General features: G+C 40.0%; 12 protein-coding genes. 7 read left to right on the top strand and 5 right to left on the bottom strand.

Annotated elements, in window-relative coordinates; all coding sequences use genetic code 11:
• Window positions 1-3: 3 nt before the first annotated feature.
• From ACERCG_RS06135 to prfC, 3 genes are all read right to left on the bottom strand, one after another.
• Window positions 4-399, bottom strand: coding sequence for a type II toxin-antitoxin system VapC family toxin (locus ACERCG_RS06135; RefSeq protein ID WP_373611171.1), 396 nt, complete (start codon window positions 397-399; stop codon window positions 4-6).
• On the bottom strand, window positions 396-656 hold the full coding sequence (locus ACERCG_RS06130) for a type II toxin-antitoxin system Phd/YefM family antitoxin (RefSeq protein ID WP_373611169.1): 261 nt from the start codon (window positions 654-656) through the stop codon (window positions 396-398). Before ACERCG_RS06130 ends, ACERCG_RS06135 begins: the two co-directional genes overlap by 4 nt.
• Before the next feature lie 104 nt (window positions 657-760).
• Window positions 761-2,341, bottom strand: a complete 1,581-nt coding sequence (prfC, locus tag ACERCG_RS06125) for a peptide chain release factor 3 (RefSeq protein ID WP_373611168.1) — start codon at window positions 2,339-2,341, stop codon at window positions 761-763.
• A 220-nt stretch (window positions 2,342-2,561) separates the two neighbouring features.
• On the opposite strand from prfC, the gene ACERCG_RS06120 reads away from it, so the two are divergent.
• The 3 genes from ACERCG_RS06120 to ychF all read left to right on the top strand — a co-directional run bounded on the left by ACERCG_RS06120 (window position 2,562) and on the right by ychF (window position 5,306).
• Window positions 2,562-3,431: a D-alanyl-D-alanine carboxypeptidase family protein gene (locus ACERCG_RS06120; protein WP_373611167.1), complete on the top strand. Its 870-nt coding sequence runs from the start codon at window positions 2,562-2,564 to the stop codon at window positions 3,429-3,431.
• Window positions 3,432-3,516: 85 nt separating this feature from the next.
• On the top strand, window positions 3,517-4,101 hold the full coding sequence (gene pth / locus ACERCG_RS06115; protein WP_373611166.1) for an aminoacyl-tRNA hydrolase: 585 nt from the start codon (window positions 3,517-3,519) through the stop codon (window positions 4,099-4,101).
• Window positions 4,102-4,214: 113 nt separating this feature from the next.
• Window positions 4,215-5,306, top strand: coding sequence for a redox-regulated ATPase YchF (gene ychF / locus ACERCG_RS06110; RefSeq protein ID WP_373611165.1), 1,092 nt, complete (start codon window positions 4,215-4,217; stop codon window positions 5,304-5,306).
• 52 nt (window positions 5,307-5,358) lie between these two features.
• On the opposite strand, the gene ACERCG_RS06105 is transcribed toward ychF, so the two are convergent.
• Window positions 5,359-6,114, bottom strand: coding sequence for an SIMPL domain-containing protein (locus ACERCG_RS06105; protein WP_373611163.1), 756 nt, complete (start codon window positions 6,112-6,114; stop codon window positions 5,359-5,361).
• Between the two features lie 289 nt (window positions 6,115-6,403).
• On the opposite strand from ACERCG_RS06105, the gene ACERCG_RS06100 reads away from it, so the two are divergent.
• From ACERCG_RS06100 to ACERCG_RS06085, 4 genes are all read left to right on the top strand, one after another.
• Window positions 6,404-8,008 carry an L-lactate permease gene (locus ACERCG_RS06100; RefSeq protein WP_373611162.1) on the top strand — a complete coding sequence of 535 codons (1,605 nt, stop codon included), beginning with the start codon at window positions 6,404-6,406 and terminating at the stop codon, window positions 8,006-8,008.
• A gap of 137 nt (window positions 8,009-8,145) precedes the next feature.
• Window positions 8,146-8,877, top strand: coding sequence for a (Fe-S)-binding protein (locus ACERCG_RS06095; protein ID WP_373611161.1), 732 nt, complete (start codon window positions 8,146-8,148; stop codon window positions 8,875-8,877).
• Between the two features lies 1 nt (window position 8,878).
• A complete protein-coding gene (locus tag ACERCG_RS06090; RefSeq protein ID WP_373611160.1) occupies window positions 8,879-10,288 on the top strand; it encodes a LutB/LldF family L-lactate oxidation iron-sulfur protein in 1,410 nt (469 codons plus the stop codon).
• Between the two features lie 13 nt (window positions 10,289-10,301).
• On the top strand, window positions 10,302-11,003 hold the full coding sequence (locus ACERCG_RS06085; protein ID WP_373611159.1) for a lactate utilization protein C: 702 nt from the start codon (window positions 10,302-10,304) through the stop codon (window positions 11,001-11,003).
• A gap of 152 nt (window positions 11,004-11,155) precedes the next feature.
• Here the strand turns inward: ACERCG_RS06085 and ACERCG_RS06080 are convergent, their stop codons facing one another.
• Complete coding sequence (locus tag ACERCG_RS06080; RefSeq protein ID WP_373611158.1) at window positions 11,156-13,456, bottom strand: TonB-dependent receptor; 2,301 nt, start codon at window positions 13,454-13,456, stop codon at window positions 11,156-11,158.

Below are 13,456 nucleotides of genomic sequence, written 5' to 3'. Positions count from 1 at the left end.
AGATTAGCTGGCATTCATTATAAAAGGCTTGTGATATTGTAAAATGATGTTATCTGCAGTTAAAAAGAAGAGCCTTTCAATTTCTGCTTGAGCGATAAGCATTCTATCAAAAGGATCTCGATGAATTAGCGGTAACTCTGATTGCTTTAAAATATGTGCTAACGTGATGGGTAAAGTGCGAAAACCAGCATTAACTAAACCATTTTCGAATGCTGATACATCAACATCAAAATCAGGCTTACCAAGCGAAGATTTAATCGAAATTTCCCATAAACTCGCTAAACTAAAATAGAGCTCGTTATTCGGGTCTTCTAATAATTCAAGCACTTGTGATGAAAATTTGTCTTTTTTATCCCAAGCCATCCAAAGTAAGATATGGGTATCTAACAAGATTTTCATTCGTTTTCCCCACCAAACATTGCTGCTATTTCATTTTCATAAAAGCGGTCAAAATTATCAGGGATTTTGCAAGTTGATTGCTTCATAAAACCAAAACGTTTTTGTGGAGTATTGTCATCTAAAGGGACAATTTTTACCTGAGCTTTACCTGATTTGGCGATAATCATCGGCTTACCAAATTTCTTCACCTCTTCTACAATGCGAGAAAGATGGGTTTTGGCTTCGTGTATATTGATAGTTTCAATCGGTGCATGCATCTTATTATTCTCCTTAGTTTGATTTCTTAGTTTAGTTTTATTTTCTAGTTTAGTCAAATTTTGAGCAAAAAATAAGCTCGACTTTTAGTGCCGAGCTTTTATGATTAATGCTCCCTTGTTTTAAAGAAAGTTACATCTGGATAACGTTCTTGTGCAAGGTTTAGGTTTACCATTGTTGGAGCGATGTAAGTGAGGTTATCGCCGCCGTCTAGGGCTAAGTTTGCCTCATTTTTGCGTTTAAATTCTTCGAATTTTTTCGCATCAGAGCATTCTACCCAACGAGCGGTTGCCACGTTTACGGTTTCGTAAATCGCCTCTACGTTATATTCTGATTTTAGGCGTGAAACCACCACGTCAAACTGTAGCACACCCACCGCACCTACGATTAAATCGTTATTAATGAGTGGACGGAATACTTGCACCGCTCCTTCTTCCGAAAGTTGCACCAAGCCTTTTAGTAACTGCTTTTGCTTAAGTGGATCTTTCAAGCGAATGCGGCGGAACAATTCTGGTGCGAAGTTTGGAATACCGGTAAATTTCAAGTTTTCGCCTTGCGTAAAGGTATCGCCAATCTGGATTGTGCCGTGATTGTGTAAGCCGATAATATCGCCTGCGTAAGCCTCTTCTGCGTGTGAGCGGTCGCCAGCCATAAAGGTAAGAGCATCAGAAATCACTACATCTTTACCAATGCGGACGTGCTTTAACTTCATTCCTTTTTCATATTTGCCTGAAACAACACGCATAAAGGCAACACGGTCGCGGTGTTTTGGATCCATATTCGCTTGGATTTTGAATACGAAACCGCTAAATTTTTCTTCGCTTGACTCAACTGTGCGGCTGTCTGACTCACGAGATTGTGGCGCAGGAGCCCATTCGGTTAAACCATCTAAGAAGTGATTTACCCCGAAGTTACCCAATGCCGTTCCGAAGAATACTGGCGTTAATTCGCCTTTGATGAAGGCATCGTGATCAAATTCGTGAGAAGCACCTTGTACTAACTCCAATTCATCACGCAGTTGTTGGGCTAGATCATCGCCAACGGCTTGGTCTAACTCTGGATTATCTAAGCCTTTAATAATGCGAACTTCTTGAATAGTATGCCCTTGACCTGTTTGGTAAAGGTAGGTTTCATCTTTATAAATATGATAAACCCCTTTGAATAACTTACCGCAGCCAATCGGCCAAGTAATAGGTGCACAGTTGATTTTCAGAACGCTTTCTATTTCGTCCAATAACTCCATTGGATCACGAATATCACGGTCAAGCTTGTTCATAAAGGTCAAGATTGGCGTATCACGCAGGCGGGTAACCTCCATCAATTTGATGGTACGTTCCTCAACCCCTTTTGCCGAGTCGATAACCATTAAGCAGCTATCTACAGCGGTTAAAGTACGGTAAGTATCTTCCGAGAAGTCTTCGTGTCCGGGCGTATCTAACAGGTTTACCAAGCAATCATTGTAAGGGAATTGCATTACAGAGGTGGTAATGGAGATACCACGCTGCTTTTCCATCTCCATCCAGTCCGATTTTGCGTGTTGTGCCGAGCCTTTACCTTTTACCGAACCTGCGGTTTGAATGGCATTTCCGTAAAGCAATACTTTTTCGGTAATGGTGGTTTTACCCGCATCGGGGTGGGAAATAATCGCAAAGGTGCGACGTTTATTAATTTCTTGTGGATATGACATTTTGTTCTCGATAACTAAAAAATAAAAAGGGCGGAAAGTCCGCCGAAAATTCGCTGATATTTTCGCTGATTTGAGGGAAGAGGGCAAGCGGTTAAATTTTGAGAGAATTTTGCAAATAGCATTTGCAAAAATTTTGTAAAAATCGACCGCTTGCTATGGCACAACGCAAGAAAGCGAGTAAAATACCAAACTTTGACTTTATTATTTCGACGAATCTTTTATGAAAAAATTTATTCCCGTTATTCTTGCAGCTTTGGTGCTGAGTGCTTGTTCCTCCCAGCCGGCAAAGAAGCCAAGCCCTCGTATTAAAGCGAAAGTGGCTTATATCCCAACTGAAAATTCAGCTTATGTGGTGTTTGACTTAAAGCAGAAAAAATTTTTGGAAGGAAAGAACTTTAACTTAGTTCGCCCGATTGCCTCTGTCACTAAATTGATGACCGCAGTGGTGTTTTTAGAAGAAAATCGTTACGGGTCAAGCTGCCAAACACAAATTTTGCCTTCTGATGCAGATTTTATTAAAGGCACAACTAGCCCTTTACCCAAAAATACCAACATTGCTTGTAGCGAATTATTAAAAGCGATGTTAGTCCGCTCAGATAACTATGCTGCACATGCACTGGCTCACGCCACGCATTTAAATAAAGCTCAGTTTTTAGCTAGAATGAACAGCAAAGCAAGAGAAATTGGTATGACGCAAACCTACTTTGGCGATAGTTCGGGATTGTCTCCTAATAATGTTTCAACGGCAGTCGATCTCGCAAAATTAGCAGGCTATGCAGCAAGTAAACCTGAAATTCAGCAGCTTTCTAACTCACCATTAGTGAGTGTGTATGCAGGTGGTCGCTATTTGTCAATGAGGAACACTAACAGTATGGTTCGTTCTCAATCATACCAAGCCTTAGTCAGCAAAACGGGTTACACTCGTGAAGCGGGTTATAATTTAGCCTTTATTGCAAAAGGCGATTGTAGAGGGAAACAAATTGGCGTAGTGAGCTTGAATAATAGCAATGCCTCATCACGCTCTGATTTTACCGAGTCGATGTTGGCGAAATATCAATGTATACCAAACCCGTATAGGCAGTATGATTAATGGCTACCTTGAGAAAACAGCGGTTTTTCTCTACAATATCGCCTTTTAACTATTGCTTTTTAATTTAGAGAATTGAGACAAGATTGTGTCAGAAATTAAATTGATTGTCGGGCTTGCCAACCCTGGAGCAAAATATGAAGAGACTCGCCACAACGCTGGTGAGTGGCTAATTAATGAACTTGCTCGAATGTATAATGTAAGCCTCAAAGAAGAAGCCAAATATTTTGGCAAAGTGGCTAAAATTAATACTCCTCAAGGCGAAATACGTTTATTAGTGCCAACCACTTTTATGAATTTAAGTGGAAAAGCGGTAGGGGCATTAGCTAATTTTTATCGTATTAAGCCTGAAGAAATTTTAGTGGCTCACGATGAACTTGATTTACCGCCCGGTTCGGTTAAGTTAAAAAAAGGCGGCGGACACGGCGGGCATAACGGCTTGAAAGATATTATTGCAGCTCTTGGCAATAACAAAGAGTTTTACCGTGTGCGAATTGGCATCGGACACCCGGGACATAAAGATATGGTAGCCTCTTATGTGCTAGGCAAGCCCGCTCCAGCAGAAAAAGATCTGATTAATGCGGTGGTTGATGAAGCAGCTCGCTGTACTGACATTTTGCTGAAAGACGGCATAGTCAAAGCAACAAATCGTTTAAATAGTTTTAAAGCATAGAATGTAGGAGCGAATTGTAATTCGCCCAATTCACACGATTGATGGGCAAATTGCAATTTGCCTCTACAAGCGGTCAAATTTACACAAAATTTTGTAATTTAAAGGAACAAAAAATGGGATTTAAATGTGGTATTGTCGGTTTACCAAACGTGGGTAAATCAACTCTTTTCAACGCATTAACAAAAGCGGGTATTGAAGCGGCGAACTATCCGTTCTGTACCATCGAGCCAAACACAGGTGTTGTGCCAATGCCTGATCCGCGTTTAGACGCATTAGCAGAAATTGTAAAACCAGAGCGTGTATTACCAACCACAATGGAATTTGTGGATATTGCAGGTTTAGTGGCAGGGGCAAGTAAAGGCGAAGGCTTAGGTAACAAATTCTTAGCCAACATTCGTGAAACAGATGCAATCGGGCACGTTGTACGTTGCTTTGAAAATGATGATATTGTTCACGTTGCAGGTAAAATTGACCCAGCCGATGATATTGAAATCATCAATACCGAGCTAGCATTAGCTGACTTAGACAGCTGCGAGCGTGCCATTCAGCGTTTACAAAAACGTGCAAAAGGCGGCGATAAAGAGGCAAAATTTGAATTATCGATTATGGAGAAAATCTTACCTGTGCTTGAAAATGCTGGAATGATTCGCTCGGTCGATTTAGATAAAGACGAACTTCACGCGATTAAAGGTTACAACTTCTTAACCCTAAAACCAACGATGTATATCGCAAATGTAAACGAAGACGGTTTTGAGAATAACCCATATCTTGATCGTGTGCGTGAAATTGCTGAAAAAGAAGGAGCGGTGGTTGTGCCTGTATGTGCAGCAATTGAATCTGAAATTGCAGAACTTGATGACGAAGAAAAAGTCGAGTTTTTACAAGATTTAGGCATTGAAGAGCCGGGTTTAAACCGTGTAATTCGTGCGGGCTACCGCTTACTTAACCTACAAACCTACTTTACCGCAGGTGTGAAAGAGGTGCGTGCGTGGACGGTTTCAGTAGGGGCAACCGCACCAAAAGCAGCAGCAGTTATCCACACCGATTTTGAGAAAGGCTTTATCCGTGCGGAAGTAATTGCTTACCAAGATTTTATCGACCACAAAGGCGAAGCTGGAGCAAAAGAAGCAGGTAAATGGCGTTTAGAAGGAAAAGAGTATATCGTTCAAGATGGAGATGTAATGCACTTCCGTTTCAATGTGTAAAATTTTCCGAAAAAAAGACCGCTTGTAAGCGGTCTTTTTTTGTCTTTTTTTGTTAGTTAATTGCGTATTGAATGGTTACGACTAAACGTACTTTTTTATCGATAGTTGAAGTATCGTAACTTCCGCCATAGCTATCATCACTATCTTCTGTGTTCGGGCGGCTGGATTTAATATCAAAAGAACCTTGTGAAGCTGAACGTAGTAAGCCAACCTTTACATTACTGGTTTTGGCAAATTCTTCTGCTCGTACATAGGCATCTTGTGTTGCTTTTGCGATTAAATCACGTTTGATTTCTTCCAAATTCTCTAAATAATAATCGGGCTGGCTAAAATCAATCGCTTCATTTTCCGCTCGTAAGAATTGGATTTTTGATAAGGCGTTTTGTAGTTTGACTAAATCTTTGGTAGAGAGAACGATTGAACGTGTCGCGTTATAGCCGTTTTTGCGAGAACGATCTTTACCAAATTCGTCCACATAATATTCGGTTCTTTCATTTACTGAAAGCTCGGTAATTTCACGCTCCGTATCCAAAAAGCCTTGCTCTTTCAAAAACTTCACTGCTTGATTTAAGTTTTGCTGATTGGCTTTCATTGCATCGTTATAGGTTAAACCCCAACCAAAAATAGACACTCGCCAAGTACCTAGCGTGGCTTTATGTTCAGCTTCGGCAAGACCTTTTACGGTAATAACGCCTGTTTGCTGTAAGTTTTTGAATTGATGCCCGAGAATAAAGGCGGCTGCCATTAAGCCGATAGCCAAAATAACGCCAAAAATGGCAAGATAGCGGTTGTTAGAGGTTAAAGACATAACACTTCCTTAAAGAATAAAATAATTTTGACTTATTATATTTGATTGAATTTAAAAATAGATAACAAGCGGTCAATTTTTATAAAATTTTTGCAAAATAAACTCCAAAAATGAATAACTATTGGGGGTTATTCATAAAAAATTAGTCTTTTTTTTAATCATACGAACCTTAAAAATTTGAATTAGATCACAAATTTGTAACAACCAAGTTACATTAGATTGCTTTAGGAGTAAAATGCGCACCTGTCAGACCAGTAAGGTCATTTTATAATCATAAAAGAGGTGTTCTATGGCTCTATTTCTGAGCGTCTTTCCTATTGTTTTACTTATTTATTTAATGGTAAAACGCAATGCGTTGCCATCTTATGTGGCTCTTCCACTAACCGCATTACTCATTTTTATTCTTCAACTTACCTATTTTGGTAATGATACTACCTTAATCTTTGCAAATATTATTGCAGGTTTAGGCGATGTATTAACGCCAATTACGGTTATTTTTGGTGCAATTTTATTTAACCGCTTCTCTGAAGTATCAGGTGCAACCAATACAATCCGTAAATGGTTAGGGGCAATTAATCCAAATCCAATCGCACAATTAATGATTATCGGTTGGGCATTTGCGTTTATGATTGAAGGTGCGTCAGGTTTCGGAACGCCGGCAGCTATCGCTGCGCCTATCTTAGTTGGTTTAGGTTTTAAACCATTACAAGTGGCAATGTTGGCGCTTGTGATGAACTCTGTACCGGTATCATTCGGGGCAGTAGGTACACCAACGTGGTTCGGTATGGGTCCATTATTAAAAGATGGCTTATTGACAGATGCTCAAGTGCTTGAAATTGGTTCTATGACAGCATTAATTCACGCTATTGCGGCATTAATTATTCCGATTATGGCACTACGTTTAATCGTGAGCTGGAAAGAAATTCGTCAGAATATCGTGTTTATCTACATTAGTATTTTAGCTTGTGTTGTTCCTTATATCATTATTGCTCAATTCAACTATGAATTCCCTTCATTAGTGGCGGGTGCAATTGGTTTATTGGTGTCTGTATTTGTGGCAAATGCAGGGATCGGCTTGGCTAAAGTAGAGAATAATTTAGTCGGTGAAAAAGCCACAACAGGTGAAGTTGCGAAAGCATTATTACCAACAGGTTTGTTAATTTTCATTTTAGTGATTACCCGTATTCAACAAATTCCATTTAAAACTTGGTTAAATGATGCAACAACTTGGATTACAAGTTCAGTAGGCTTTGCTAACTTTGAAATCAGCCAAGGTTTAATTTTCGCATTGAAAAATATCTTAGGCACGAATGTTGCAACCAGCTATAAATTACTTTATGTACCGGCGTTAATTCCGTTCGTGATTACGGTATTAATCTGTTTACCGATTTTCTCGGTATCAGGTAAAAATACCAAAGATATTTTCGGCACATCATTTAGCCAAGTTAAAAAGCCATTCTTAGCCCTTTTAGGTGCGATTATTATGGTAAAATTAATGTTAATTGGCGGTTCAGAGTCAATGGTACAAGTTATCGGTAGAAGTTTCGCAGAATTTACAGGTCAATCTTGGACATTATTTGCGTCATTCTTAGGTGCAATTGGTGCGTTCTTCTCGGGTTCTAACACGGTATCTAACTTAACCTTCGGTACAGTACAATACGCAACAGCCCAACAAGTTGGTTTATCAGTAACCTTAATTCTTGCATTACAATCAGTTGGTGGTGCAATGGGTAATATGGTGTGTATCAATAATATCGTAGCAGTATGTTCTGTAACAGGTATTGAGAAACAAGAAGGTAACATCATTAAGAAAACAGTTGTACCTATGATTGTGTATGGTGTTATTGCAGCAGTTGCAGCACTATTTATTGTGCCACTCTTCTATACTGTGTAATAACTAGACAATTAGTATTTAGTGAATAAAAAAGGAAGCGGTCAGATTTTGCGAATATTTTGCAAATCCCCCTTCCTTTCTCTGTCTTAAATAGGGCAGTCTGAGTTTAATTCTTATTTTTATTGTGGGAGTTCTCTATGAACGTTAATTTTTACGTTACCTGCATTGCAGATGTGATGAAAGCAGGAGTTGCAAAAAACACTGTGCTTTTATTAGAGAAATTAGGTTGCAAAATCACTTTCTTAGAAAAACAAGGTTGCTGTGGGCAACCTGCAATTAATAGCGGCTATACCAAACAAGCCCTATCGGGTATGAAAAACTTGATAGAAACCTTTGAAGCGAATGATTATCCGATCGTTGCCCCTGCAGGTTCTTGTGTTTATGCGATTAAAACTTACCCTGAGCATTTTGAGCGTTTTGGTGAATCAGAATGGGTTGCCCGTGCACAGAAAGTGGCAGATCGTTTTCACGATTTAACCGATTTTATCGTCAATAAATTAGGTGTTACTGATGTAGGTGCTTACTTACCTGGTAAAGCCGTGTATCATCCGTCTTGTAGCTTATTCCGTAAATTAGGCATTAAAGACGAACCGATCGCCTTATTACAAAATGTGAAAGGTTTGGAGTTATTACCAATCAAAAACCAAGAAACTTGCTGTGGTTTTGGTGGTACATTCTCGGTAAAAATGGCGGAAATTTCGGGCGAAATGGTAAAAGAGAAAGTCGCAAATATTGATACAGACGAGCCTGATTATTTAATCGGGGCTGATGTGAGTTGCTTGATGAACATTGGTGGTCGCTTAAGCCGTGAAGGTAAAGAGATCAAAGTAATGCACATTTCCGAAGTGTTAATGCAGGGAGGAAAATAATATGTCTTATTTACAAACTAATACCCTGCCGTTCAAGCAACGTGTTGAGCAACAAGTAAATAACGAAATTGTTCGTAAAGCCTTAGTGAAAGCTCAAGAAACTATCGGTGCAAACCGTCAGCGTATGGTTGATGAACTTGGTAACTGGGAAGAGTGGCGTGATGATGCGAAAGCAATCCGTAATCACGTTTTAGCGAACCTTGATGCTTATCTCTACCAATTAAGTGAAAAAGTCACCCAAAACGGCGGACACGTCTTCTTTGCCGAGACTGCCGAAGAAGCCACCGATTACATCAAAAACGTGGCAAAGGCTAAAAATGCGAAGAAAATCGTAAAATCAAAATCAATGGTTACCGAAGAAATCGGTATGAACCACGTTTTAGAATCTGAAGGCATCAAAATAGTTGAAACCGATTTAGGCGAATATTTACTACAAATTGTGGGAGATAAACCTTCTCATATTGTTGTGCCAGCAATCCACAAAGACCGTTATAGAATCCGCCAAGAAATGCACGATGTATTAGGCTATGAAGGCTCTGAAACCCCAGAAGAGATGACAGCATTCGTTCGCCAAAAAATTCGTGAAGATTTTTTAGAAGCGGATATTGGTATTTCAGGTTGTAACTTTGCGGTGCCGGAAACAGGTTCTGTTTGTTTAGTTACCAATGAAGGTAACTTGCGTATGGCAACCACCGTGCCAAAAACACACATCGCGGTAATGGGTATGGAGCGTATTGCACCAACTTTCAAGGAAGTTGATGTGTTAATTACAATGCTTGCCCGCAGTGCGGTAGGGGCAAAATTAACGGCTTACAACACTTGGCTAACCGGTCCTCGCCTTGAAGGCGAAACAGATGGTCCTGAAGAGTTCCATTTAGTGATTGTGGATAATGGCCGTTCAAAAATCTTAGAAAGTGAATTCCAAGAGGTTTTACGCTGTATCCGCTGTGGTGCGTGTTTGAACACTTGCCCAGCTTATCGCCAAATTGGCGGACACGGCTACGGCTCAATCTATCCGGGCCCGATTGGTTCGGTAATCTCACCACTATTAGGTGGTTACGAAGAGTTTAAAGAACTACCGTATGCTTGTTCACTCTGTACCGCTTGTAACAGTGTTTGTCCAGTGAAAATCCCACTTGCACAGTTAATCTTAAAACACCGTGAGAAAATTGCCGAGGCAGGTTTAACGCCAATGGCAGAACGCTTATCTATTTTCGGCTTCAATTTTGCTAATTCACACCCGGCACTTTGGAAAGTAGGTATGAATGTAGGGGCAAAAGTCGCAAGCAAATTCATTAAAAACGGTAAAGCTCCTGTGAATTTTGGTGCATTAGGCGAATGGACAAAAGCCCGTGATTTACCTCAACCTGAGGGAGAGAGCTTCCGTGATTGGTTCAACAACAGAGGTTAAGAGGAAAATTAAGATGGATTTACAAAATCGTGAAAATTTCTTAAATAAATTAGCACAGCGTATGGGTAGACCACGCCAGAATGTGCCTGAACCAATGCCTGTGTTGGAAAATAACCACGCTATTACACGTTTAACTGATCTTGTTCAACCACAACTTTGCCAAGAGTTTATTGACTTTGCTCGAGTAATGATGGCAGATGTTATAGAGACGAAAGAAGCAGATGTACCTAAATTGATCATCGAGATCTGCGAAAAATATGGGGGAGCAAGTGTGATCATCAATAACGATCAACGTTTAAAAGATCTGGGTATCACTTCAGCTATTCAAGCGAAGTACGAAGACAGCTATATTTGGGATTTCAACCAATCAGAAACTAACTTCGAGAAAGCACAAAATGCAAATATAGGTGTGGTATATGGCGAATATGGATTGGCGGAGTCTGGCGGTATAGTGTTATTCTCTGATAAAGAGTTCGGTCGTTCGGTGAGCTTACTGCCTGAAAAATCGGTGGTGGTATTACGCAAAAGCACAGTGCTACCTCGTGTGGCACAATTAGCTCAAATCCTGCATGAAAAAGCACAACGAGGTGAAAGAATGCCATCTTGTGTGAACATTATCTCAGGTCCCTCTGCTACTGCAGATATTGAGTTGATTAAAGTTGTTGGTGTACACGGCCCGGTGAATAAAATTTATCTGGTGATCGACGATCTGTAATTGGTAAAAAATGTAGAAAAATAACCGCTTGTAATTAATCTTTACAAGCGGTTACAAAAAGCATCGCTTTTGAACGTTGGCAAAGCCTACGGCAGCAAAGCTGTGAGCAATCCTTACAAGAATTGTGAATAATTTTTGCCAAAAATTTGCAATTAGAAGTTTACATTTAAACCAAGCATTGCATTTCTACCCATTTGTGGGATATGTGGTAGATAAGAGGCGTGTTGGTACATTTTCTGATTGAGCAGATTATCCACTTTCAGGAAAACTTGGTAATCCGTCTGATTAAACTGATTGCTGTAAGTTACACCGAGATTAACTTGGTGATGACCTTTTGTTGGCTGTTCATATTTTGAAACCTTGTTTTGATCGAAAACACGGTAATACTCAAGCATTCCAGACCAGTTTTGGTTGAAGTTTGCATTAAATCTTGCTCCTAAACGTAATGGTGGTATACGAGGTGCAGAAATATCCGGCTGAGATGCCCATTTGTCAACTTCACCTGTCCAAATATTGTAGCTCATTGCAATATTAGGTAAGTTGACTAACTTTCCACGAACATAGTCCCCGAATACGGCTAAGCGATAATTTGGTGTAAATAGATAACCAATTTCTCCTTCAACGCCGCTAAAGCGTGCTTCTCCTTGATAGTAACGATTTACTTTTAAGTTATATTCATCGGTAAAGGACTTCGGCCCACGATTATCGTTAAGGGTTAATGGGTAAATATAGTTACCGTAACGAGTGTGGAATACATTAAATTTGTAATCCCATTTATCACCAACATAGGCTAATGAAAGCTCAACTTGGTTAGAACGTTCTTTTGTTAAGTTTTTATTGCCTGCTTCAAAGGCATTTAAGGCAATATGTTTACCGTGAGCATAGAGTTCTTGTGCATTCGGTAAACGCTCTTGATGAGCGGCATTTAACGTAAGTTTATGGTTCGGGGCAAAATACCAATGGGTTGCAAATCCGTAGGAGTAACCCTTATCTTTGTGCGGATCTAGATTTGGCATTGGAGTGTTGAAACCTAACCAACGGTCAATTAATTTCACATCATAATCCATTGAAATTTTTTGGCGTTCCGCTCGCCCACTTAATTCAAAGGTAAAATCGCCTAAGTTTAAGCGTTCAATCGCAAACACACTCCACAATTTTGTTTTTGGGTTATTAAGTAAAGGTTGCTTATTAAACACTCTTGCTGCTCGTGAGGCTTCAAGGGCTAATGCGGAGGTTAATTGGTCGGTGTATTGCACACCAACAGCCCCTTTCAAGCCATTCCATTCTTTATGCACAAGCTCAAGGCGTAAGTTTTTACCTTTATTTTTGAAGTAGTTCTCTACCCGTTTGCCATCTTTTTCATCGTGATAGTAATCAACATAGTTTCCTGAGATTTTTAATGTTTCAAAGCCCGGCAGTGGATTTTTTAAACTTCCATCAAGATCAAATCGTTTGGAACGCATATCAATCCAAGGTTTACCGTGCTCGTGGTTATCTTGCCCATAGTGCGAACCACCAGGAATATGGGTGTGAAGTAAACGAATGCCCGGGTTGTTGTAATCAATATCGCCTTCTTCTGCTAAGTGTGGGTAGAAGCGTAAATAGCCTTTCGCAAACATTACTGCTTGGCGAATAATACTGATGGTGTGGTGATCATATTTATGCGTATGCCCAACCAATCCATATTTATCCTTGCGGTCGGTGTAGGCTAAACCAATATGCCCACGTTCGCCAATCCAAGAAAGCCCGATTGTACCTGTTTGGGACTGCACATCGCTGTCTGGCACTCGGTGATATGGTTTTCCTTCAATGGTAAAATTCGGAGCATAATATGCAGAGGCTTTGTTATACATACCTTGTACACGCAATGCAAGATTGTTACCCAGTGCAAAGGTTGAACCGCCGTAGGTTAAACGCTCTTTACTCGCTGAACCAAAGCGTACACCAAATTGCCCTTCATAGCCTTTTTCCGGAATGGCTGTTGGAATTTTGTTATCAATAACATTAATCACACCAGCGGTATTTCCTGCACTATAAAGCAGGGTTGTTGGGCCACGTAAAATTTCAATGCGTTTAGCTAGTAAGGCATCAACGGTAACTGCATGATCGGGTGACATTCCCGACATATCTAAATTTTCACCGTTATTTTGTAAGATCTTCGCTCTTTTGCTCTCTTGCCCACGAATAATTGGCGTGCTTGCTCCACCCCCAAATTGGCTAGAGTGAATCCCTAATTCACCAGAAAGGGCATTACCTAAGGTAACGCCACCTTGTTTTAGTCTTTTTTCATCAACAATAGCTTCATTGCTATTTAACTCATCGCCGAGTAATTTTCCTTTTGTTGAAGGTATGCTGCCATCAACATTGATTGTCTCCAATACAGCTTCATTTGCATAACTGATCCCACTAATTGCAATAAATACTGCAGCCGCAAGATTATTTTTCTTAAACAT

Source organism: Mannheimia sp. E30BD, assembly GCF_041807785.1.
Classification (GTDB): Bacteria; Pseudomonadota; Gammaproteobacteria; order Enterobacterales; family Pasteurellaceae; genus Mannheimia.
This window is presented reverse-complemented; position numbering and strand designations above follow the sequence as displayed.